General features: G+C 61.7%; 20 protein-coding genes. 13 read left to right on the top strand and 7 right to left on the bottom strand.

Annotated features, from left to right (window positions below):
• Nucleotides 1-257: 257 nt before the first annotated feature.
• The 3 genes from E4P01_RS16560 to E4P01_RS16550 are packed head-to-tail and all read right to left on the bottom strand — an operon-like array spanning nucleotide 258 to nucleotide 2,836.
• Complete coding sequence (locus tag E4P01_RS16560; RefSeq protein WP_216090860.1) at nucleotides 258-1,313, bottom strand: alkene reductase; 1,056 nt, start codon at nucleotides 1,311-1,313, stop codon at nucleotides 258-260.
• Nucleotides 1,314-1,340: 27 nt separating this feature from the next.
• On the bottom strand, nucleotides 1,341-2,507 hold the full coding sequence (locus E4P01_RS16555; RefSeq protein WP_216090861.1) for an MFS transporter: 1,167 nt from the start codon (nucleotides 2,505-2,507) through the stop codon (nucleotides 1,341-1,343).
• 14 nt (nucleotides 2,508-2,521) lie between these two features.
• Complete coding sequence (locus tag E4P01_RS16550) at nucleotides 2,522-2,836, bottom strand: helix-turn-helix transcriptional regulator (RefSeq protein WP_032877312.1); 315 nt, start codon at nucleotides 2,834-2,836, stop codon at nucleotides 2,522-2,524.
• A gap of 155 nt (nucleotides 2,837-2,991) precedes the next feature.
• Here E4P01_RS16550 and E4P01_RS16545 point away from each other — a divergent pair, with 155 nt between their 5' ends.
• On the top strand, nucleotides 2,992-3,576 hold the full coding sequence (locus E4P01_RS16545; protein WP_032877311.1) for an ACP phosphodiesterase: 585 nt from the start codon (nucleotides 2,992-2,994) through the stop codon (nucleotides 3,574-3,576).
• A 107-nt stretch (nucleotides 3,577-3,683) separates the two neighbouring features.
• Here the strand turns inward: E4P01_RS16545 and E4P01_RS16540 are convergent, their stop codons facing one another.
• Together E4P01_RS16540 and olsB are read right to left on the bottom strand one after the other, a co-directional pair.
• Entirely contained in the window at nucleotides 3,684-4,475 is a 792-nt protein-coding gene (locus E4P01_RS16540) for a lysophospholipid acyltransferase family protein (protein ID WP_216090862.1), read from the bottom strand.
• Complete coding sequence (gene olsB, locus E4P01_RS16535) at nucleotides 4,475-5,230, bottom strand: L-ornithine N(alpha)-acyltransferase (RefSeq protein ID WP_005785912.1); 756 nt, start codon at nucleotides 5,228-5,230, stop codon at nucleotides 4,475-4,477. The genes E4P01_RS16540 and olsB overlap by 1 nt, the downstream gene beginning before the upstream one ends.
• 184 nt (nucleotides 5,231-5,414) lie before the next feature.
• On the opposite strand from olsB, the gene E4P01_RS16530 reads away from it, so the two are divergent.
• The 8 genes from E4P01_RS16530 to E4P01_RS16495 all read left to right on the top strand — a co-directional run bounded on the left by E4P01_RS16530 (nucleotide 5,415) and on the right by E4P01_RS16495 (nucleotide 13,779).
• Nucleotides 5,415-6,488, top strand: a complete 1,074-nt coding sequence (locus tag E4P01_RS16530) for a serine hydrolase (RefSeq protein WP_216090863.1) — start codon at nucleotides 5,415-5,417, stop codon at nucleotides 6,486-6,488.
• Nucleotides 6,485-6,799, top strand: a complete 315-nt coding sequence (locus tag E4P01_RS16525; RefSeq protein WP_216090864.1) for an amidase — start codon at nucleotides 6,485-6,487, stop codon at nucleotides 6,797-6,799. Before E4P01_RS16530 ends, E4P01_RS16525 begins: the two co-directional genes overlap by 4 nt.
• Before the next feature lie 258 nt (nucleotides 6,800-7,057).
• On the top strand, nucleotides 7,058-8,233 hold the full coding sequence (locus E4P01_RS16520) for a M20 aminoacylase family protein (RefSeq protein WP_005785919.1): 1,176 nt from the start codon (nucleotides 7,058-7,060) through the stop codon (nucleotides 8,231-8,233).
• A 60-nt stretch (nucleotides 8,234-8,293) separates the two neighbouring features.
• Nucleotides 8,294-9,604, top strand: coding sequence for a citrate-proton symporter (locus E4P01_RS16515; protein WP_216090865.1), 1,311 nt, complete (start codon nucleotides 8,294-8,296; stop codon nucleotides 9,602-9,604).
• Complete coding sequence (locus E4P01_RS16510) at nucleotides 9,601-11,043, top strand: amidase (RefSeq protein WP_078820512.1); 1,443 nt, start codon at nucleotides 9,601-9,603, stop codon at nucleotides 11,041-11,043. The genes E4P01_RS16515 and E4P01_RS16510 overlap by 4 nt, the downstream gene beginning before the upstream one ends.
• A 65-nt stretch (nucleotides 11,044-11,108) precedes the next feature.
• On the top strand, nucleotides 11,109-11,867 hold the full coding sequence (locus tag E4P01_RS16505) for a helix-turn-helix domain-containing protein (protein WP_216090866.1): 759 nt from the start codon (nucleotides 11,109-11,111) through the stop codon (nucleotides 11,865-11,867).
• A 171-nt stretch (nucleotides 11,868-12,038) separates the two neighbouring features.
• Complete coding sequence (locus tag E4P01_RS16500; protein ID WP_032877305.1) at nucleotides 12,039-12,620, top strand: YceI family protein; 582 nt, start codon at nucleotides 12,039-12,041, stop codon at nucleotides 12,618-12,620.
• A gap of 1 nt (nucleotide 12,621) precedes the next feature.
• Nucleotides 12,622-13,779: a phosphatidylserine/phosphatidylglycerophosphate/cardiolipin synthase family protein gene (locus E4P01_RS16495; RefSeq protein WP_216090867.1), complete on the top strand. Its 1,158-nt coding sequence runs from the start codon at nucleotides 12,622-12,624 to the stop codon at nucleotides 13,777-13,779.
• A gap of 128 nt (nucleotides 13,780-13,907) precedes the next feature.
• Here the strand turns inward: E4P01_RS16495 and bglX are convergent, their stop codons facing one another.
• Nucleotides 13,908-16,199, bottom strand: coding sequence for a beta-glucosidase BglX (gene bglX / locus E4P01_RS16490; protein ID WP_032877304.1), 2,292 nt, complete (start codon nucleotides 16,197-16,199; stop codon nucleotides 13,908-13,910).
• A 238-nt stretch (nucleotides 16,200-16,437) separates the two neighbouring features.
• On the opposite strand from bglX, the gene E4P01_RS16485 reads away from it, so the two are divergent.
• The 4 genes from E4P01_RS16485 to E4P01_RS16465 all read left to right on the top strand — a co-directional run bounded on the left by E4P01_RS16485 (nucleotide 16,438) and on the right by E4P01_RS16465 (nucleotide 19,884).
• A complete protein-coding gene (locus tag E4P01_RS16485; RefSeq protein WP_032877303.1) occupies nucleotides 16,438-17,049 on the top strand; it encodes a LemA family protein in 612 nt (203 codons plus the stop codon).
• Nucleotides 17,050-17,067: 18 nt separating this feature from the next.
• Complete coding sequence (locus tag E4P01_RS28245; RefSeq protein WP_032877302.1) at nucleotides 17,068-17,796, top strand: TPM domain-containing protein; 729 nt, start codon at nucleotides 17,068-17,070, stop codon at nucleotides 17,794-17,796.
• 31 nt (nucleotides 17,797-17,827) lie between these two features.
• Complete coding sequence (locus tag E4P01_RS16470; protein WP_005785935.1) at nucleotides 17,828-18,445, top strand: TPM domain-containing protein; 618 nt, start codon at nucleotides 17,828-17,830, stop codon at nucleotides 18,443-18,445.
• Nucleotides 18,446-18,666: 221 nt separating this feature from the next.
• On the top strand, nucleotides 18,667-19,884 hold the full coding sequence (locus E4P01_RS16465) for an SAM-dependent methyltransferase (protein WP_216090868.1): 1,218 nt from the start codon (nucleotides 18,667-18,669) through the stop codon (nucleotides 19,882-19,884).
• A 105-nt stretch (nucleotides 19,885-19,989) separates the two neighbouring features.
• Here the strand turns inward: E4P01_RS16465 and E4P01_RS16460 are convergent, their stop codons facing one another.
• Nucleotides 19,990-22,548 carry a TonB-dependent receptor gene (locus E4P01_RS16460; protein WP_216090869.1) on the bottom strand — a complete coding sequence of 853 codons (2,559 nt, stop codon included), beginning with the start codon at nucleotides 22,546-22,548 and terminating at the stop codon, nucleotides 19,990-19,992.
• Between the last annotated feature and the right edge of the window lie 50 nt (nucleotides 22,549-22,598).

Genomic DNA, 22,598 nt, shown 5'->3' with positions numbered 1-22,598 from the left:
AAGGACGGTCAATCGTCCTCCTGCCTGATTTGTGGGATGACTTTATATACGGGCTGGCGGGCCGTTGATAGGTAGCCGGCTAAGTATTTTGTAGCGATATTGTTGCCGTTCTGTGAAGCAATGTTTCCGCAGGCGCTACAAACAGGCAAATGTGGGAGGGGGCTTGCCCCCGATAGCGGTGGATCAGTCACTGATGTGTTGACTGAAGCACTGCTATCGGGGGCAAGCCCCCTCCCACATTGGTTTTGCGGATCAGGTTAGATCGGCAGCGTCGGGTAGTCGGTGTAACCCACCGGGCCTTTGCCATAGAAGGTTTCTGGGTGCGGTTTGTTCAACGGCGCATCAGCCTTCAAGCGCGCCGGCAGGTCCGGGTTGGCGATGAAAGGAATACCGAAGGCCACCGCATCCGCTTTGCCCGCCGCCAGCCAGGCGTTGGCGCTGTCTTTGGTGAAACGTTCGTTGGCGATGTAGACGCCGCCGAAGGCTTTTTTCAGTTGTGGGCCGAGGCTGTCCGCGCCTTCTTTTTCACGGGAGCAGATGAAGGCGATGCCACGCTTGCCCAGTTCGCTGGCGACGTAGGTGAAGGTTTCGGCCAGGTTGGCGTCGCCCATGTCGTGCGCATCGCCACGCGGTGCCAGGTGCACGCCCACGCGGCCGGCGCCCCATACTTCGATGGCGGCGTCGGTGACTTCCAGCAGCAGGCGCGCACGGTTTTCCAGGGAACCGCCGTATTGGTCGGTGCGCTGGTTGGTGCTGCTTTGCAGGAACTGGTCGAGCAGGTAGCCGTTGGCGCCGTGGATTTCCACGCCGTCAAAGCCTGCGGCCTTGGCGTTTTCGGCGCCCACGCGGTAAGCGTCGACGATGTCGGCGATTTCAGCGGTTTCCAGGGCGCGCGGGGTAGGGTAGTCGGCCAGTGGGCGCACCAGGCTGACGTGACCTTTGGCCTGGATCGCGCTGGGGGCCACCGGGGTTTCGCCGTTCAGGTAGGACTCGTGGGAGATGCGACCCACATGCCACAGTTGCAGGAAGATCTTGCCGCCCGCGCCATGCACGGCCTTGGTGATGTTGGCCCAGCCACGCACCTGGTCGTTGGACCAGATGCCCGGCGTGTCCGGGTAACCCACGCCCATGGGCATCACCGAGGTGGCTTCGCTGAGGATCAACCCGGCGGATGCGCGCTGCACGTAATACTCGGCCATCAGCGCGTTGGGCACGCGGCCGGCGTCGGCACGGCAACGGGTCAGTGGCGCCATGATGATGCGGTTCGACAGTTCCAGGTCGCCCAGTGTGATTGGATCGAAAATAGTCGTCATGGGAAAACACCTTTGTCTTTAAGTTGATCAGTTGGTCGCGGGGGCCAGGTCGGCACCGCCGCTCTGGCGGAAGGTAATCAGGGTCACCAGCAGCGCGAGAATCGCCAGTGCTGCAGCGGCCAGGGGCACGCTGGTCAGGCCGAAGCCGTGGGCAATCACGCTGCCACCGACCCAGGCGCCGAGGGCGTTACCGATGTTGAAGGCACCGATGTTCAGGGTGGACACCAGGTTGGGGGCGGCCTTGCCGAAGGTCACCACGTTGATCTGCAGCGCTGGTACGGCGGCAAACGAGGCGGTGGCCCACAGGAACAGGGTGATTTCGGTCGGTATCAGTGCAACGCTGGTCCAGCTCAACACCGTGGAAACCACCGCCATGCTGATGAACACGCCGATCAGGGTGGCCGCCAGGCGTTTGTCGGCCAGCTTGCCGCCGATGATGTTGCCCACCGTGAGGCCCAGGCCGATCAACAGCAGGGTCCAGGTCACGCCTTTGGGCGACACGCCGGTCACATCGCCCAGCAGCGGGGCTACGTAGGTAAAGAGGGTGAACATGGAGGCGGCGAACAGCGCCGTCATGCTCAGCGACAACCAGATACCCGCGCCTTTGAGGGCAGCGAGTTCGGCGCGCATGTCGAGTTTTTCTTCGTCACGCTTGGCCGGCAGGAAGCGGATCAGGCCGATCAAGGCGATCACGCCAATCACGGTCACTGCCCAAAAGGTCGAGCGCCAGCCAGCTTCCTGACCCAGTGCAGTGCCCAACGGCACGCCGAGCACGTTGGCCAGGGTCAAACCGGTGAACATCAAGGCCACCGCAGAAGCGCGTTTATTGGCCGGCACCAGGTTGGCCGCCACCACGGAACCGATCCCGAAGAAGGCACCGTGGCACAGCGCCGTGACGACGCGGGCAAACATCAGCACGTTGTAGTCACTGGCCAGGGCGCAGAGGAGGTTGCCGACAATAAAGATGCCCATCAACGCTACCAGAGCGGCCTTGCGTGGCAGCCTGGCGGTGGCCAGTGCCATGAAGGGCGCGCCGATGGCCACGCCCAAGGCGTAGCCGGTGACCAGCCAGCCGGCGCCGGGAATCGACACACCCAGGTCCGCCGCGACATCGGGCAGCAGCCCCATGATGACGAACTCGGTGGTGCCGATGGCGAAGGCGCTCAGGGCCAGTATGAGGAGCGAGAGGGGCATTTGCGTTTCCTTGGTTATTGCGGTGCGCTGAGTTCGGTTATGAGCGCCGTGAGAAAGGCTTGGATCGTCTCCTCATTGCGTTTGAAAAAGTGCCATTGCCCGGCCTTCTGGCTGCTGATCAATCCCGCCCGTTGCAAGGTTGCCAGGTGCGCCGACACGGTCGACTGGGACAGGCCGCAGCGCTGGTCGATCTGCCCGGCGCAGATGCCGTATTCGTGGTTGTGCAGTTGCTCGGGGAATTGCACTTTCGGGTCTTTGAGCCAGGTGAGGATGTCTCGTCGTACTGGGTGCGCCAGGGCTTTTATTATTTCGTCGAGGTCGATGGACATGGCAGGGTGCTCGGTGTCGTAAAGCGTTATATCGCGATGAGGCGAACTTTAAATCGTCATATCTCGATATACCAATATGATTTTGATCTGAGGCCAAAGCGAATCGGTATATCGGGTTATAACGATATGAGTGCGGCAGTGATAGACTGCGCGCCATGAATTATCTCGCACATCTGCACCTGGGCGGCCAACTTCCTGCGCAACTGCTGGGCAGCCTGTATGGCGACTTCGTCAAAGGCCGCCTGCAGGGCCAGTTCAGCCCGCAAATCGAAGCAGCGATCCAGTTGCACCGTTCGATTGACCGGTTTACCGATAGCCACCCGTTGGTGGGCGAGGCGTTGTCGCGCTTCAGCCTGACCCGCAGGCGCTATGCCGGGATCGTGCTCGATGTGTTTTTTGACCATTGCCTGGCGCGGGATTGGGCGTTGTATGCCGAGCAGCCTCTGGAGCGTTTTACCTCGCAGGTGTATCGCGTGCTGGCGGCAGAACCTGAGTTACCGGGGCGGCTGGCGCAGATTGCGCCGTATATGGCGGCGGATGACTGGCTGGGTTCGTATCGCGAGTTCGCGGTGATGGAGCAGGTGCTGCGTGGAATTTCGCGGCGGCTGACTGACCCGCAGGCACTCGGATTTGCGATGCACGAGTTGCGCGAGCTTTATAAGCCGTTAAGTGAAGATTTCCGGGTGTTCTATCCCCAATTGCAGAGATTTGCACAGATCCAACTGACCACCGATGTCTAAATGTGGGAGGGGGCTTGCTCCCGATTGCGGTGTGTCAGTCACTGTCTATGTTGACTGAACAACTGCTATCGGGAGCAAGCCCCCTCCCACATATGACTGTGCCCGCTTTATGCCGCGAACGCAGGTCGAGCAGCCACTTGCTCAGCTTCCGGCACCGGGCCAAACAACGCCTTTTGCACCGCCTGCTGCGCCTGATACGCCAGTGCCGCGCGTTCCTGCCCGGCGCAGGCAATCGGCTTGAGCAGATGAATCTGCACATCGCCCTGGTCGTTGGAAAACAAGCGCATCAAGTGCGAGAGCAAATCGTCATCGCCAATGAACGGCGCCAGCGGATCAACCCCACCGTCACGCAGATAACGAATCGCCACCGGTTGCAGCGACACATCCGCATCGATTGCACTGGCCAGCAAACGCCCGTGAAAAGTACGCAAGCTGCGCCCGTCGGTAGTGGTGCCCTCGGGGAACATCAGCAGCGGGTGCTGTTGCTCCAGATGGCGGGTCATCTGTTTGCGGATTAACTGGCTGTCACCCGCGCCACGACGAATGAACAGACTGCCGGCCTTGGCCGCCAGCCAGCCGGCTACCGGCCAGGTGCGGACTTCGGCCTTGGACAAAAACGACAGCGGCGTGACCATGCCCAGCAGTGGGATGTCGGTCCAGGACACGTGATTGCTCACCCACAGCATCGGCGCTTGCGGCAACTCGCCGTGCACCGTTACGCGAAAGGGCAGGGCGTTGCTCAATCGCGCCATAAAGAACCGCGACCAACGCTGGCGCCGCACCATCGAATTGGCCACGCCCAGACGTTCGAACAGGCCAAACACACTGGCCATGCTCAAGCCCAGCGCCACCACCAACAGCACGCGGGTGATGCGCCCGTAGATGCGCAGGCGGTTCATCACATCGCCGCCTTGAAGTGGCGCGCGTAGCGCGGGCACAACTCATCGCGCTTGAGCAGGATGAACACATCGGCCACCTGGAAGTCTTCATCCCAGCACGGCTCGCCGCAGATCTTCGCGCCCAGGCGCATATAAGCTTTGAGCAGCGGTGGCATTTCGGCGATGACGTTGGACGGCAAGTCCAGGGCCGGCAGTGGCTTTTTCGGCTCGGCGCGCAGGTGTTCGTTGCACAGGTAGCGCTCGCGCAAGCGCTGCATGATTGCGTGGGCCTGAATGCCGCCATCGTGCATCGGGATGCTCGCGCAGCCCATCAGGTAGCTGTAGCTGCCCTGGTTGAGCACTTCGGCCAGTTCGCCCCAGAGCACCGCGATGGTGCCGCCGTTGCGGTAAGCCGGGTCGACGCAGGTGCGACCGATTTCCAGGATCGGGCCTTGCAAGTGCAGCAAGCCATGCAGGCTGAATTCTTCTTCGCTGTAGAACCGGCCCAAAGTGCTGGCGGCCTGGTGGTCGAGCAGACGGGTGGTGGCGACGAGTCGACCGCTGTTCAAGTCCCGCACGCCGATGTGGCTGCAGTGAACATCATAGTCATCCATGTCCAGGCCCAGTTCCGCGCCTTTCAGCTTGGCGTTGAACTCGCCGCTGAACACGTTGAACCGCAGGGCCTGGGCTTCCTGCAAGGCCTTGGCGCCCACCAGGCGTTCGGCTTGCAGACGGCGTTCATTGCCTTTGTCGCTGATGCGGGCGATCTGAGTCATAGCGAGTCTCCGGGTGCCGGCCAGGTTGCGGCCAGTCGACTTTGTTGTCCAAAGTCAGGCTATGTAGCCTCGGTGTCATCTCCATGAACTTACGGTGACGGTTGGGTGACAGCCCCCGTGTAGCAAATCTGTCATTGGTCTGCGCTAGGCTCGCGGGCTTGAATGCCCCCTTGAGTTCGTGCCCATGGTCCGAGGCCTGCTGTGCGTTGTTGTGCTTTTAGTCACCGCTACCGTCCGCGCTGAAACCTGGCCCGAAAAAGAATGGGCCACGGGCACGTCACTTGAAGGTCCCGCTGTCGATGCCCTGAACGCCTACGCTTTCCCGACCCGTGACGACACCACCCGCAAAGGCATTCGTACCGACGCGCTGCTGGTCATTTGTGACGGCGAAATCATCTACGAACGCTACGCCGCGCCAACCACCGCCAGCACGCCGCACCTGACCTGGTCGGTGAGCAAAAGCCTGATGGCCACTGTGCTCGGCGTGGCCTACGGCGAAAACCGTTTCAAGCTCACCGACCCGGCCGCACGTTTTTATCCGCCAATGAAGCAGCACCCCAAGGTGAGCATGGCCGACTTGCTCCATTGGGCTTCGGGGCTGGATTGGCAGGAGGACTATGAATACGCCCCGTTGAAGTCTTCTGTTGTGGCGATGCTCTATACCCGTGGGCGTGACGATATGGCGCAATTTGCCGCCGATACCGAAGCCGCCGCCGAGCCCGGCCAGGCGTTCCGTTATTCCAGTGGCGACAGCAATATTCTGTCCGCTGCGCTTAAAGGGATGCTCGGCCACCAGGCGTACATGAGCTATCCGTGGGATGCGCTGTTCAAGCCATTGGGCATTCGCAACGCGACGTGGGAAACCGATGCCGACGAAACCTTTGTTGCCTCGTCCTACGCCTACCTCACTGCTCGCGATCTGGCGCGGGTCGGGCTGCTGATGGCACGGGATGGGCGCTGGGGTGAGCAACAGTTGCTGCCCAAAGAGTGGGTGGCTTTCAATCGGCGGCCTTTCGACAAATACAAAGCCGGCCAGGATGAAGCGGTACCGGGCGGCCACTGGTGGCTCAACAAGGGGACGCCCCAACCCTGGCCCGACGCCCCGACCGACACCTTTGCTGCGCTGGGGCACTGGGGCCAGGCACTGTTTGTACTGCCCTACGAGCACTTGGTGATCGTGCGCTACGGCGATGACCGCGATGGCAGCTACCGCCACAACGAACTGCTCAAGCGCGTGCTGGCGGCGGTGCGGTCATGATTCGTCGTCGGCCATTTACCAGCCTGCTGCTACTGCTGTTGCTGGCCCTATTGGGTTGGGTATGGCACGAGCGCGTCAACCTGCAAGCCTTCCCCGACATCATCGCGGCGTACACGGCCAAGGAGTATTGCTCGTGTCGGTATGTGGAGAACAACCCGGCGCAGTATTGCCTGGGGTATGTGAAGCAGTACGTGTCGACCAGTGCGTTCACTGACTCGCCGGAACGCAGTGAAGTCACCACAAGCGGTTTAGGGCGTACGCACACGGCGCGGTGGTTGGGCGACCGTCAAGGCTGCCGCCTCAACCCCTGACACACCCAAATTCCCCTGTGGGAGCTGGCTTGCCTGCGATAGCGTCAGGTCAGCCAACATCACTGGTGCCTGTGCCGCCGTCATCGCAGGCAAGCCAGCTCCCACATTTAGATTATCTGCGTGGGTTCTCGGAAAAAGAACCGGCCTTGAGGTTCCACAGGGTGGAACCACCTTTGATTGTCCTCACGCCCACATCGCGCTTAGCTGTCGATGTGTCGCCAACAAGAACGGGACCACCCGCCTGTGAGGAGAATCACCATGCGCCCACACCAGCACATTCTGGATTGGCTCAGCGATGTCGCCAGCGACTTGCACGCTGTGCGCCACGATATCCACGCCCATCCCGAACTCGGCTTTGAAGAGAACCGCACCTCAGCGCTGGTCGCGCAGTCCCTGCGGGATTGGGGGTATGAGGTGCATACCGGCATCGGCAAGACCGGTGTGGTCGGCGTGCTGCGCAATGGCAGCAGTTCGCGCACGCTGGGTATTCGTGCCGATATGGACGCCTTGCCCATCATCGAAAACACCGGTGCGGCCTACACCAGCCAGCACGCCGGTTGCATGCACGCCTGCGGGCATGACGGCCACACCACCATGCTGCTCGGCGCTGCCCGCTACCTGGCGGCGACCCGGCAATTCGACGGCACCCTGAATCTGATTTTTCAACCCGCCGAAGAAGGCCAGGGCGGTGCCGAGGCGATGTTGGCGGATGGTTTGCTGGAGCGCTTCCCGTGTGACGGCCTGTTCGGCATGCACAATATGCCGGGCTTGCCGGCTGGGCATCTGGGCTTGCGAGTCGGGCCGATGATGGCCTCGCAAGACTTGCTCACGGTGACGCTGGAAGGTGTCGGCGGCCACGGTTCCATGCCGCATCTGACGGTGGATCCGCTGGTGGCGGCGGCGAGTATGGTCATGGCCTTGCAGACGGTAGTAGCGCGCAATATCGATACCCAGGAAGCCGCCGTGGTTACGGTCGGTGCGCTGCAAGCCGGCCAGGCCGCCAATGTGATTCCCCAGCAAGCCTTGCTGCGCCTGAGCCTGCGTGCACTCAACCCCAAGGTGCGCGAACAGATGCTGGAGCGGGTCAACGCGATCATCAACACCCAGGCCGCCAGCTTCGGCTGCACCGTGCAGATCGAGCACCGTCCAGCCTACCCGGTGCTGGTCAACCATGGCGAAGAAACCGAATTCGCTCGCCAGGTCGGTGTGGCCTTGCTCGGCGCCGATGCGGTGGACGGCAACACTCGCACGCTGATGGGCAGTGAAGACTTCGCCTGGATGCTGCAACGCTGCCCCGGCAGTTACCTGTTTATCGGCAACGGCGTGTCGCGGCCGATGGTGCATAACCCCGCCTATGACTTCAACGACGACATCCTGCTGACCGGCGCCGCCTATTGGGGCGCGTTGGCCGAGAGCTGGCTCAAGCCTGCCTGACGACTGCACTTTTTTCTGCCGCTGGACCCTTTCCCTTATAGGTTGAATGGAGTGCTCCTCATGCAGACTTTAAAACCAGGCGTCTCGCGCACCCGCCAAGTGGTGGCCGCCGTGATCGGCAATGCACTGGAATGGTATGACTTCATCGTCTACGGCTTTCTCGCCAGCATCATCGCCCGGCAGTTTTTCCCGTCGGAGGATGAATACGCTTCGCTGCTGATGGCCCTGGCCACCTTTGGCGTGGGCTTTTTCATGCGGCCGGTGGGCGGGATCCTGTTGGGTATCTACGCCGACCGCAAAGGCCGCAAAGCCGCGATGCAATTGATTATTCGGTTGATGACCGTGTCCATCGCGCTGATCGCCTTCGCCCCCAACTACGCCGCCATCGGCATGGGCGCGCCGTTGCTGATTGTGGTGGCGCGGATGCTTCAGGGGTTTGCCACCGGCGGTGAATACGCGAGTGCCACGGCGTTTCTGGTGGAGAGCGCACCGGCCCATCGCAAGGGGTTGTATGGTTCCTGGCAATTGGTGGGGCAGTGCCTGGCGGTGTTTGGTGGTGCGGCGATGGTGGCGCTGGTCACGCACTTATTCTCCCCCGAAACCCTCGACCTGTGGGGCTGGCGCCTGCCGTTTGTGCTGGGCTTGCTGATCGGCCCGGTGGGGTTGTGGATCCGGCGGCACATGGAGGACCCGGAAGAGTTTATCCAGGCGCGTAAAAACGCCACCGGCCCGGCACCGAGCCTGATGCAGGTGCTGCGTGAGCATCGGCGCAGCATCCTGGTGTCCATGGGCCTGGCGTGCGGGGCGACGGTGTCGTTCTATGTGGTGTTGGTGAACATGCCGACCTTCGCCCACAAGAATCTCGGCCTGCCGTTGGACCAGGTGCTGATGGTGCAGATGTTTGCGGTGGCGCTGATGACCGTGGTGATTCCCTTGTCCGGCCTGCTCTCGGATCGCTTGGGGCGGCGACCGGTGTTGATGGCCTTCACCCTGGCGTTCTTCGTGATGGTCTACCCGTTGTATGTATGGGTGGCTGCCGCGCCGTCCATTGAGCGTTTGCTGGTGATGCAGGTGATGCTGTGCACGGCCATTGGCGGGTTCTTCGGCCCGGCGCCGACGGCGTTGGCTGAACAGTTTCCCATCGAGGTGCGCTCGACCGGCGTGTCGGTGGCCTATAACGTGGCGGTGATGGTGTTCGGCGGTTTTGCGCCGTTGATCGTGACCTGGTTGAGTAAGGTACTGGGCACGCCGGTGGCGCCGTCGTTCTACGTATTGTTCGCGTGCGTGCTGACGCTGCTCGGCACTTATTGCATGCGCGAGGCTCCGCGGGCGAGCAAGCCGCTGGCGTTTTCCAGAGAGGTGAAGCCTTGAGTATTGTCGATTGGGATGCCACGCAACTGTCGCAGGCGATCCATGGGCGGCAGGTGTCGTGCGAAGAGGTGATGCAGGCGTACCTGGCGCAGATCCAGCGTTTCAACCCCCGTGTGAATGCGTTGGTGTCGTTGCGCGACAGCGAGGTTGTGCTGGCCGAGGCAAGGGCCTGCGACCGGGAGTTGGCCCAGGGCCAATCCCGCGGTTGGATGCATGGCATGCCCCAGGCCATCAAGGATCTGGCGGCAACCCAAGGTTTGCGCACCACGTTGGGCTCACCATTGTTTGCCGAGCATGTACCCAGCGAAGACGCCATCAGCGTGGCGCGGGTGCGCGCCAGTGGCGCGATCATCATCGGCAAGACCAACGTGCCGGAGTTCGGCCTGGGGTCCCACACCTACAACACGCTGTTTGGCACCACCGGCAATGCCTATGACCCACGCCTGACGGCCGGCGGCAGCAGCGGCGGGGCAGCGGTGGCCCTCGCGTTGCGGATGTTGCCGGTGGCCGATGGCAGCGACATGATGGGCTCGCTGCGCAACCCGGCGGCGTTCAATAACGTGTTCGGCTTGCGCCCGTCCCAGGGCCGCGTGCCCCACGGGCCGATGCCGGAGCTGTTTGTGCAGCAACTGGGCACCGAAGGCCCGATGGGGCGCAGTGTCACGGATGTAGCGCGGCTGCTGAGCATCCAGGCCGGTTACGACCCCCGTGTGCCCTTGTCATCCCAGGACGATCCCGCGATGCTGGGCCAGTCGTTACAGCGCGACTTCAAAGGCACGCGCCTGGGTTGGCTGGGTGACTACAACGGTTATCTGCCGATGCAAGACGGCGTGCTGAGCCTGTGCGAGGCGGCACTCGATGATTTCGCCACGCTGGGCTGCGAGGTGCAAAGCTGCCAGCCGGACTTTTCCCTGGCGCGCCTGTGGCGTTGCTGGCTGGTACACCGCCATTGGCTGGTGCACGGCAACCTCGGCGCGGCCTACGCCAACCCGCGAAAACGCGCATTGCTCAAGCCCGAAGCGCAATGGGAAGTGGAGGGCGGCCAGGGCCTGAGTGCCCAGCAGGTGTACCAGGCGTCGGTGGATCGCAGCGAGTGGTATCGGGCCCTGGCCAAGTTGTTTGAGCGTTACGATTTTCTGCTGTTGCCCACCGCCCAAGTGTTCCCTTTCGATGCACAACAGCCTTGGCCACGCCTCGTTGGCGGGCGCGAAATGGACACCTATCACCGCTGGATGGAAGTGGTGATCGGCCCGACACTCGCCGGTTTGCCGAGCATGAGCATCCCGGTGGGCTTCAACCCCCAAGGGCTGCCCATGGGCCTGCAAGTCATCGGCCCGGCCCAGGCCGACCGAGCCGTGCTGCAACTGGCATTTGCCCATGAACAGCTGACTCAATGGGTGCAACGCCGGCCGCCGGCGTGCATTGCCACCACCACCTGACCTGCGACCGGGCCTGTATCTTGCTGTGTAAAACAGATCATCCACCAGCAACAGGGAGATCGAACATGGAGACAGGCACGGTACGCTCGGTTGAGCGCGCACTGGCAATCGTCGAGTTGCTGGGCGAGCACCAGGCCCTTGGGCTGGAAGAACTGCACTACCTTACGCGGCTGCCCAAGGCCACGGTGTCGCGCATGTTACTGACCTTGCAGGATCAGGGCTGGGTCTACCGCGGCCTGAGCGATCGGCGTTACCGCCTGCGCGCTCGGCGTTTGTTCGGTGATACCAAGCAACGCTTCAAGCGCCAGGTGGTGGAAAGCGCGGCGCCCTGGTTATTGGAGCTCAGCGAGCGCACGGGGTTGGTGGTGGACTTGTCGTGTTTCGACGGCGAGCGCCTGGAAGTCATGGAAAGCGCGATTCCCAGCGTGTTGCGCAAGCTCTACCCGAACAACTGCCAGATCGTCGGTCAGTACGCCAGCCTGTTTCACTCGGCGATGGGCAAGGCATGCCTGACGCAGTTGCCCCTTGATGAAGTGCAGCGGCTGGCGTGTCGCGATCGTGTGGCCGCCGATGAGCAAAGCCATGCTTGCGAGCAAACCCAGCACCAGGGGTTCGGCCAGCGTACCGAGGGCTATTGGGAATACCCGGTGCGTTTGCCCTTCCTGATTCGGGCGGTGGCGTTGCCGGTGCACGCCAATGGCCGGTTGGTGGGGAGCATGGCGTTGCATTGGCCCATGCATCAGGCGCCGGTGGAGCGGGTGTTGAATTTGCATATGGCCAGCCTTGAACAGGCGGTGTGCGAAGTTCAGCGAACGCTGGATTAAAAACACCGCAAAACCCTGTGGGAGCTGGCTTGCCTGCGATGGCGATGTATCAGTCAACCATTTCTCGCCTGGCACACCGCCATCGCAGGCAAGCCAGCTCCCACAATGGATTTGCGCCGTTCGTGAGATTGCGCTTAATGTTCGCCCAGGTTTTTTGCCCCATGAGTCTTTATGTTCAATGTCAAACCTCTGGTCTTCGCCCTGCTGACCTGCGCCACCGTGCCTGCCCACGCCGATTGGTACCTGGATAACGAATCCTCGCGCCTGTCTTTCGTCACCACCAAAAACACAGAGGTTGCTGAAGTCCACCGCTTCCTGGTGCTGCACGGCAAAGTCGATGCCAAAGGCGCGGCGCAGTTGCAAGTGGAGATGGAGTCGATCAACAGCGGCATCCCGCTGCGCGATGAGCGCATGCGCAAAGAGCTGTTCCAGATCAAGGCCTTTCCCGACGCATTGATCAGCGCACAGATCAATCTGCAACCGATCAACGACCTGGCGTCCGGCGCGCAACTGGAGTTGCGCCTGCCGCTGAGCGTCACCCTGCACGGCAAGACCCAGACCTACAGCGCCGAATTGCTTGCCACGCGCCTGGATGAGCGACGTTTCCAGGTGGTGACCCTGGAGCCTGTGGTGTTGCACGCCGAGGACTTCGATCTGGCGCCGGGTGTGGCGGCGTTGCGCAAGGCGGCGGGGCTCAAGTCGATCAGTTTGTCGGTGCCGGTGGGTGCGGTACTGATCTTCACGGCGCGCTGACATGAGTGGCGCAGTGTTCCCGTGGCGCAGCGCCAATCAATTCGAACTGCTGATCGACGGGCCGAGTTTCTTCCCGCAGATGCTGGTGGGCATCGCCCGGGCCGAGCAGCAGGTGGATCTTGAGCTGTATCTGGTCGAAGCCGGCGCCTGTGCCGACGCGATGGTGCAGGCGCTGGTGCTGGCCGCCGAACGTGGGGTGCAGGTGCGCTGCTTGTTCGATGACTACGGCAGCCTGGCGTTTACCCTTGGGCTGCGCAAGCGCTTGACCGACGCCGGCGTGGAGCTGCGTTTTTACAACCGCCTGAATTGGCGGCGCTGGATGCGCAACCTGTATCGCGACCACCGCAAGCTGCTGCTGATCGACCAGCGCGTTGCCGTGGTCGGTGGTACGGGCGTCACCGATGAGTTCTGGACGCCGGGGCAAGACAGCGCCGATTGGCATGAAGTGATGGTGCAGATCAGCGGCCCGCTGGTACTGGACTGGCAGGCCCTGTTCGACCGGCAATGGCACGCTAACGCCGCGCGCCGTGAATGGAAACCGGCGACCCATTTCGGTTTGCCGCGCTTGCCGAAAGTGCCAGCGACGGGCCCTGGGCTTGGTCGCGTGGCGTACGCCGACGCTCGTCAGCACCGCGATATCCTGCAGTCGTTGATTCGCGCGTTGAACAGCAGCAAAGGGCGTATCTGGCTGGCGACTCCCTATTTTCTGCCGACCTGGAGCGTGCGTCGTGCCTTGCGCCGGGCGGCAGGGCGCGGGGTGGATGTGCGTTTGCTGCTCACCGGGCCCCGTACCGATCACCCGTCAGTACGCTACGCCGGCCATCGTTATTACCCGCGTCTGATGCGTGCAGGCGTGCAGATTTTTGAATACCAGCCGTGCTTTTTGCACCTGAAGATGGTGCTGGTGGACGATTGGGTCAGCATTGGCTCGTGCAATTTCGACCACTGGAATTTGCGCTTCAACCTGGAAGCCAACCTCGAAGCGTTGGACCCGGGATTGACGGCGGCGGTGGTGGGCAGTTTCGAAGCGGATTTTGCCCAAAGCCAGGTGGTGAGCCTGGAGGCCTGGAAGGCGCGGCCGTTGTGGAAGCGGGTGAAGCAGCGGGTGTGGGGGTGGATTGATCGGTTGGTGGTCAATCTGCTCGACCGGCGCGGCTAACAAGAACAATGAGGTCAAATGTGGGAGGGGGCTTGCTCCCGATGGCGGTGTTTCAGTTAACAGATTCATTGACTGACCCACTGCTATCGGGAGCAAGCCCCCTCCCACATTTTTGACCGCGTCAGGCGTTAGAGCAGTTCAAAGGTCTGCTGCTGCACATCCTGGGAATCCAGCCCGATCTGCACATTGAACTCACCCGGTTCCGCCGCGAACTTGAGCTGGGCGTTGTAGAACTTCAAGTCGTCCTCGGTGATGGTGAAATGCAGCGTGCGCGCTTCGCCGGCCTTGAGCATGACCTTCTGGAAGTTCTTCAGCTCCTTGATCGGGCGGATCATCGAGCCGGCCACATCCTGGATATACAACTGCACCACGGTTTCACCATCGACCTTGCCGGTGTTCTTCACGGTGACGCTGGCGTCGAGCTTGCCGGTCTTGTTCAGGGTGGTGGACGACAGCGCCATGTCCGACAGGCTGAACTGGGTGTAGCTCAGGCCATAGCCAAAGGGAAACAGGGGGCCTGTGGTGTCATCGAAGTACTGCGAGGTGTAGTTGCCCGGCTTGCCTGGGGTGAACGGCCGGCCAATGGTCAGGTGGTTGTAGTAGGTGGGAATCTGCCCTACCGAACGCGGGAAGGTGATCGGCAGCTTGCCCGACGGGTTGTAGTCCCCGAACAGCACGTCGGCGATGGCGTTGCCGCCTTCGGTACCTGCGAACCAGGTTTCCAGGATCGCGTCAGCCTGTTGGTTCTCTTCGAGAATCGACAGCGGGCGGCCGTTCATCAGCACCAGCACCAACGGCTTGCCGGTCGCCTTGAGGGCCTTGATCAGGTCGCGCTGGCTTTGCGGGATGTTCAGGTCGGTACGGCTCGACGACTCGTGGGACATGCCACGGGATTCGCCCACGGCCGCGACGATGACGTCGGCGTTCTTCGCCGCTTTCACCGCTTCGTCGATCAATACTTGGGCAGGGCGTGGGTCATCCACCACTTCCGGAGCATCGAAGTTGAGGAAGTTGAGGTAGTCGAGCACCGCCTTGTCGCCGGTGATGTTGGCACCGCGGGCATAGATCACTTTGCCCTTTTCGCCGATCACGGCGTTCATGCCGTCGAGCAGGGTCACTGATTGCGCAGGTCGGCCGGCAGCCGCCCAACTGCCCATCATGTCGATCGGCGCCTTGGCCAGCGGGCCGACCAGGGCGATGGTCGCGGATTTTTTCAGCGGCAGGGTGTCGTTGTGGTTTTTCAGCAACACCAGGCTACGGCGCGCAATGTCGCGGGCCTCGGCGCGGTGCAGGCGGCTGTCGGCGTAGGTGTCGACCGGGTCATCCTCGGCCTTGCCGATGCGCAGGTACGGGTCCTTGAACAGGCCCATGTCGTACTTGGCGCCGAGCACTTCGCGCACGGCATTGTCGATGTCGCTCTGTTCGATCTCGCCGGACTTGAGCAGGCCGGGCAATTCCTTGCCGTACAGCGAGTCGTTCATGCTCATGTCGATGCCGGCCTTGATCGCCAGCTTGGCGGCTTCGCGCCCGTCCTTGGCCACGCCGTGCTTGATCAGCTCGAAGATCGCGCCGTGGTCGCTGACGGTCAGGCCCTTGAAGCCCCAGTCCTTGCGCAGCAGGTCGTTCATCAGCCAGGTGTTGGCGGTGGCAGGCACGCCGTTGATCGAGTTCAACGCGACCATCACGCCGCCGGAACCGGCCTTGATCGCCGCGTGGTAGGGCGGCAGGTAGTCCTGGTACATCTTGACCGGGCTCATGTCGACCACGTTGTAGTCGCGCCCGCCTTCCACCGCGCCATACAGGGCGAAGTGCTTGACGCTGGCCATCAGGCTGTCGGCATTCGCCGGGCTTGCGCCCTGGAACGCCTTGACCATGACTTCGGCAATCCGCGAGACCAGGTAGGTGTCTTCGCCGAAACCTTCGGAGGTACGGCCCCAGCGCGGGTCGCGGGAGATATCGACCATCGGCGCGAAGGTGATGTCGAGGCTGTCGGCAGCGGCTTCCTGGGCGGCGATACGCCCGGAGCGGCCGATGGCGTCCATGTCCCAGCTGGAGGCCAGGGCCAGGCTGATCGGGAAAATGGTGCGGTGGCCGTGGATCACGTCATAGGCGAAGAACATCGGGATCTTCAAGCGGCTGCGCATGGCCGCGTCCTGCATCGGACGGTTTTCCGGGCGGGTGATGGAGTTGAAGGTGCCACCGATGCGGCCGGCGGCAATTTCCTTGCGGATCATCTCGCGGGGCATTTCCGGGCCGATGCTGATCAGGCGCAATTGGCCGATCTTTTCATCCAGGGTCATTTGCTTGAGCAGGTCGCTGACAAAGGCGTCCTTGTCTTTAAGCGCAGCAGGCTTTGTTTCTGCCCAGACGGGGTGGGTGGCCAGAGTGGCAACAAGGCCGAGCAAACACAGCTTCTTCATGAATATCCTTTTTCGGCTCACTGCACAGCGGTTACGCTGGTCGGCCAAAATGTGGGGAGCGTCTATTGTTGTTCGGGTGTTGTTCAGATAAATGCAGCACACTCTGAACTCTTTTTCGCGCTGGGCATCTTTGTAGCTGATTGGCTCGATGCATTCCAGTGGTGGCGGATTATGCCCCAAGCGCGTGGTTTATAGGGTTAGTCGTCAAATTCCATCAAGATTGGGCAGGAGAAACACCATGCAAGCAGCACAGACTTACCGTTGGGGCTTCAAGGCCGCGGCTTTGCTATTGATCAGCACCGTGCTGAGCGGTTGCGGCATCAACAACATCCCGACCCTGGACGAACAGGCCAAGGCGGCCTGGGGCCAGGTGCAGAACCAGTATCAACGCCGTGCCGACCTGATTCCCAACCTGGTGGAAACGGTGAAGGCTTATGCCGCCCACGAACAGGAGACCCTCACCGCCGTGATCGAAGCGCGGGCCAAGGCCACCTCGATCCAGGTGGACGCCAGCACCCTGGACAACCCGGAAAAACTCAAGCAGTTCCAGCAAGCCCAGGATGGCTTGAGCGGCGCACTCAGCCGTTTGATGGTAGTGTCCGAGCGTTACCCGGACCTCAAGGCCAACCAGAATTTCCTGGCCTTGCAATCCCAGCTTGAAGGCACCGAGAACCGTATCGCCGTGGCCCGTCGTGATTTCATCCAGACCGTGCAGGCGTACAACACCGAAATTCGTACTTTCCCGGGCCGTCTGTGGCACAGCGTGATGTACAGCGATTTGCCGATTCGCGCCACGTTTGAAGCCACCAGCGCCGATGCCGACAAGGCGCCGCAGGTGAAATTCAAATAACGCTGCCTTGAGGTGTCGATGCGTTTATTACGGATAGGCCTGGCATTCTGGCTACTGGCCTGCATGGGCATGGCCCAGGCGGCCCTGACCTTCCCGGCACTGACCGGGCGGGTGGTGGACAACGCCCAGATGATCGACCCGGCAACGCGCCAGCAGCTCACTCAACAGCTGCAGGCGCTGGAGCAGACCTCCGGTGACCAGCTTGTGGTGGTCACCGTGCCCGACCTGCAGGGCGTCCCGATTGAAGACTACGGTTATCAATTGGGGCGCGCATGGGGCATCGGCCAGAAGGGCAAGGACAACGGCGCGCTGTTGATCGTTGCCCGTGATGAGCGCCAATTGCGCATCGAAGTCGGTTACGGCCTGGAAGGCGTGCTGACGGATGCGCAGTCCTGGGTGATCATCAACCAGGTGATCCTGCCCAAGTTCAAGACCGGCAATTTCAGCCAGGGCATCAGCGACGGCGTGGCGGCGATGATCCAGGTCGTGGGCGGTGAACCCCTGGCGGTGCCCGCCCATGTGGCGGATGCGAATTTCGCCAAGGATAATCCCGGGTTTTCCATCGGCCTGTTTATCCTGCTGATCGGCGTATTGTGGCTGTGCAATCGCATGGGCTTGCCGGTAGGCGCTATCCTGCTGGCCATTCTCAGCAGCAGCGGCCGCGGTGGTGGTGGGGGCGGCGGTGGCGGTGGTTTCCGTGGCGGCGGTGGTGGCTTCGGCGGTGGCGGGGCTTCGGGCGGCTGGTAATGACAATAACGAGAAAAGAGCATCTACAACCATGGCATTACTGACTGAACATGAGCAGCGCCAAGTCGCCGAAGCAATTGCCCGGGTCGAAAAAAACACCGACGCAGAACTGGTGACCGTGCTGGCGGCGCGTGCCGACGACTACGCCTACATCCCGTTGCTGTGGGCCAGCCTGATCGCGTTGGTGGTGCCGGGCGTGGTGCATTATTTGTCGGGCTACCTGACCATGTACACCTTGCTGTTGGCGCAATGGGCGACGTTTATTGTGTTGTGCCTGGTGTTTCGCTTGCCCAAGGTCACCACCCGCCTGATTCCCCGCTCCGTACGCCACTGGCGCGCCTCTAACCTGGCGCGTCGGCAGTTTCTGGAGCAGAACCTGCACCACACGTTGGGCAGCACTGGCGTGCTGATATTTGTCAGCGAGGCGGAACGTTACGTGGAAATCCTCGTCGATGACGGCATTTCCAAACGCCTGGATGACAGCAGTTGGGACGCCATCGTCAAGACGTTCACCCAGCAGGTGAAACAGGGGCAGACGCTGGCCGGGTTTATTGCGTGCATCGAGGCGTGCGGCGAGTTGCTCAAGGTGCATGTGCCGGTGACGCAAACGCGCAATGAGCTGCCCAATCGCCTGGTGGTACTCGAATAACCCGGCCAACTCAGTTCCAAATGTGGGAGGGGGCTTGCTCCCGATGGCGGTGCACCAGTCAATGAATCTGGTGGCTGACATACTGCAATCGGGGGCAAGCCCCCTCCCACATTTGGATCTACTGTGGCTGCTGGAACTGACCATTGGTCAAATAACCCCGTGCCCTGAACCCCTATCCCCCCTAAAATGCCCGGCATTCTTTGCCCGAGGCGTTTTTGTTCATGTCCGTCACCGCTCAACCCGCCAACCCTGCGCCGGATCATCACGCCCAGTTCATCCAATTGCTGAGCGCAAGCCTTGCGCAAAACGCCTTTATCAAGCTGGTGCTGGCCAAGTACGTCGGTGAGGAAGCCGAGCTGCAACGGCTGATCATCAAGCCGGTCACCGTCAAAGACCAGCCGTGCCTGTCCTTCGTGTACCGCTACAAGACCCGCGACATCACCAAGAATTTCCCCTCGGCCGACGGCGTGGCGGCGATTGCCGAGCTGTTGCCTGCATCATTCAAGAACGCGCACTTGCTGTCGCTGACTGACGAAGCCCAGCTGGAATACAGCAAGAAGAACAAAAGCTCGCTGTTCAAAAGCCAGCCGCAGCAACTGCGCGAAGCACCGTCAGCCGAGCATAACCGTGAGAAGAACCGCTACCTCGACCTGAGCCGGCCGTTTCTCGCCGATCTGGGAGTGACCGATGCCAGGCAGGCGTTGATTCCCTCGATGTCGCGCAAGTGGAAGCAGATCAACAAGTTCATCGAAGTGTTCAGCCATGCGCTGACGTCGTCGCCGTTGAAACTCGACCAACCGGTGCGCGTTGCCGATTTCGGCTCGGGCAAGGGCTACCTGACCTTCGCCATCCATGATTACCTGCGCAATACCCTCAAGGCCGAGGGCGAGGTTACCGGTGTTGAATTGCGCCAAGACATGGTCACCCTGTGCAACAGTGCTGCCGCACGCCTGGAGCACCCGGGGCTGGTGTTCAAGTGCGGGGACGTACGCAGTGTGGCGCCGAGCGAGCTGGACGTGATGATCGCTCTGCATGCCTGCGACATCGCCACCGATTACGCGATCCATACCGGCATCCGCTCCGGCGCGTCGATCATCATGTGCTCGCCATGCTGCCACAAGCAGATCCGCCTGCAGATCCAGAGCCCGGCGCTGCTCAAGCCGATGCTGCAATACGGCCTGCACCTGGGCCAGCAGGCAGAAATGGTCACCGACAGCTTGCGTGCGTTGTTCCTGGAAGCCTGTGGCTACGAGACCAAGGTGTTCGAGTTCATCTCGCTGGAGCACACCAACAAGAACAAGATGATTCTTGCGGTCAAGCGTGCGCAGCCTTTGGACAACGCGCAGTTGCTGGTGAAAATCCAGGAGCTCAAGGCGTTCTACCACATCACTGAGCACTGCCTGGAAACCCTGTTGCGCGGGGATCGCTACCTGGCCTGAAGTGAGCGCGTTCCCTGTGGGCGCTGGCTTGCCTGCGATGACGATGGTGGCTGTACCACGGCTATCGCAGGCAAGCCAGCTCCCACATTTGGAATGCGTGTGTGGTCAGAAGAATCGCGTCACGCTGATCTTCGCATCGCGCCCCTTGGTATAGGCGCGGTCGCCGCTCAACGCCGGGCGGAAGTTTTCGTTGAACAGGTTGTCCACCGTGAAGTTCACCTCGGTGCCTTTGAGGTAAGCCTGCTGCGGTTTCCATTTGGCGAACAGGCCTTGGGTGTTGTAACGCTTGTTGCCGTACTGGTCGAAGAACAAATCACCCACGCCGGAGCCCGGGCCACCGGAGTATTTGTCGCTGGGCAAGCGGTCGGTAGCGCCGATGAATTGACCCATCCAGCCCACCTGGGCATCCCAGGCCGGGATGTTGGTGCCCAGTACCAGCACCCATTTGGTCGGTGGGATATCCCGTGCCGCCACATCCGGGCCCCACGGGTTGGTGTAGGCGCCCTGGTGCTGGCCCTTGGCATAGGCAAACGATACCGAACCAAACAGGTAGGTGGAGTTATAGATCGATTCGAGTTCGACACCCTTGATGGTCATGCCACCGATATTGCGATAGTTGGACATCGGCCCCGGTGGGCACGCTGAGGAGATGCTGCCGCCGTTGATGGCCTGGTTCTGGCAGCCCACGCCGGTGGCCTTGAAGATTTCGTCTTCGATCTTGTTGTGGAACAGGGTAGTGCGCAGTTGCAGGTTATCGTCCTGGACCAACAGGTTGTCGAAGTTGGTGATGTTGCCCAGGGTGATCGAGGTGATGCGCTCCGGGTCCAGGTCCACGCTGGTCGCGGTGCGGCTGCCCAGGCCCTGTACTTCATATTGTTCGTCGATCACCGGGGCGCGCCAGGTCTGGCTCCAGTTGGCGAACAACCCCACATTCGGCGTCACGGTCCAGAACAGCGCCAGGCGTGGCGACCAGCCGGTGTAGGTGCGGTCGCTGTAATCGTGGCCAACCGCGGGGTCGGGGTTGTTGTAGTAGGGCGCATCGTTGCCCTCGCCGCGATTGCGCACGTGGTCATAGCGCAGCGACGGCGTGATCGTCACATCGCCGAGGGTTACCGCGTCCTGGATAAAGAAGCTGTTGGTATCGACCTTGCCTTGGGGCATGAAGCCCGGCTGGAAGTGCCCATAGTTGTAGCGCGGCGTGTTGTAGGTGGTGCCGGGCATCCACATTTCGGTTTCGCGGATGTGCTTGCGGATCTGCCCGCCGACGGTCACCGCGTGCTGCAAGGGCCCGGTGTCGAACAAGCTGACGTTGCGGATGTCGAGGTTTTTGTCGGTGTAGGCGGTGTCCATCTTGCGCCCGCCGGTAGCGAGTTGGAAAAACGCGGTAGCGTCACGCTCGTCGGTCTGTTCGGTATTGGACTGGGAGTATTTGACAGTGAGGTCCACCAGCGGGTTATCCAGCGGCTGGTAGTGATACTTGCCCGACCAGGTGGTATCGACCGTATCGCGGTGCGCGAGGAAGCGCTTCAAGGCCCCTTCGTAGCCGTAGCGGTCGATGTTGAACTGGGTAGGCGGCGTCGGGTAGCTCGCGGCGGAAAACGGTGTCCAGCGGTTGCTGTGAGAACGCGAGTACGACAGGCCGACACTCTGCTCATCGGTGAAGTACGCGTTGACCTTGAACAACTTGCCGTCCACATCCTGCGCGCTGTTGGGCAAGCGCTGGGGGTTGATCGGGTACTCGTTGTTGTCGTTGGGCAACTTGGCGGCCACCTTCATATCGCCGCCGTCGCGTTGGGTCAGGTAGGCCAGGGCGTCGAAACGGCCATCGTCGGTGCGGCCATACACGGCACCGCTGTAGACCTGTTCATGATCATTGCTGGAGTAGCCGTATTTGAGCATCGCGCCGCTGTTGCGACCGTCCTGGAGCAGGTCCGGGGCGTCCTTGGTGATCATGTTGACGGTGCCGCCGAAGCCGCCATTGCCGGTGAACGGCGAGTTGGGGCCTTTTTCCACTTCGATGCGCTTGATCAGCTCGGGTTCGATAAACACCGTGCCTTGCTGGTAGCGCTCAAAGCCGGTCTTGGTGGCGCCGTCCACGGTCAACGGCACGTCTTCGGCATCGCCGAAACCACGGATGTTGATGGTCTGCCCGCCAGGTTTGAGCGAGCCGCCCTGGCTGACACCGGGCAGGGTCTGCAACAGGCTCGGAATGTTATTGGACTGGTAGCGGTCGATATCGGCCTGGGTCAGGGTGGAGCGGTTGACGGTGCCGGCGTTCACTTCGTTGCCGGTGCCGATCACGCTCAGCGTGTCCAGCTGGATCGCGGCGCTGCTGGTGGCCTTGCCCTCATCGGGGCGCACTACGTAGGTGCTGCCGACCTTGATCAGGGTGAACTCGCCGTTTTTCAGCAGGGAGCGAATCGCTACTTCCGCGGTGTAGTCACCGTCGAGCGCCGGCGCTTTCAGGTTTTTGAGCAGGCTTTCATCGAACAGCAGCTGGATTTTCGCCTGCTGTGCCACCTGGCTCAGGGACGTGGCCAGTGACTGGGCCGGCAGGTGCAGGGTGAACGACTCGGCCTGGGCGTTGAGGCTGAAGGCCAGGCACGTGGCCAGGAGCGTGGGTCGAAGAAACAGGTGCGAAGCGTGGCAAGGCGCGCGAAACATGAAATCCCCCGGAGCGGCTAAATAGCCAAAAAGGTGTGCGTATCAAACAC

It is taken from the genome of Pseudomonas sp. NCIMB 10586, from assembly GCF_023127895.1.
Classification (GTDB): Bacteria; Pseudomonadota; Gammaproteobacteria; order Pseudomonadales; family Pseudomonadaceae; genus Aquipseudomonas; species Aquipseudomonas synxantha_A.
The sequence above is the reverse complement of the archived record's forward strand: the minus strand, read 5'-3'. Positions and strand labels throughout refer to the sequence as shown.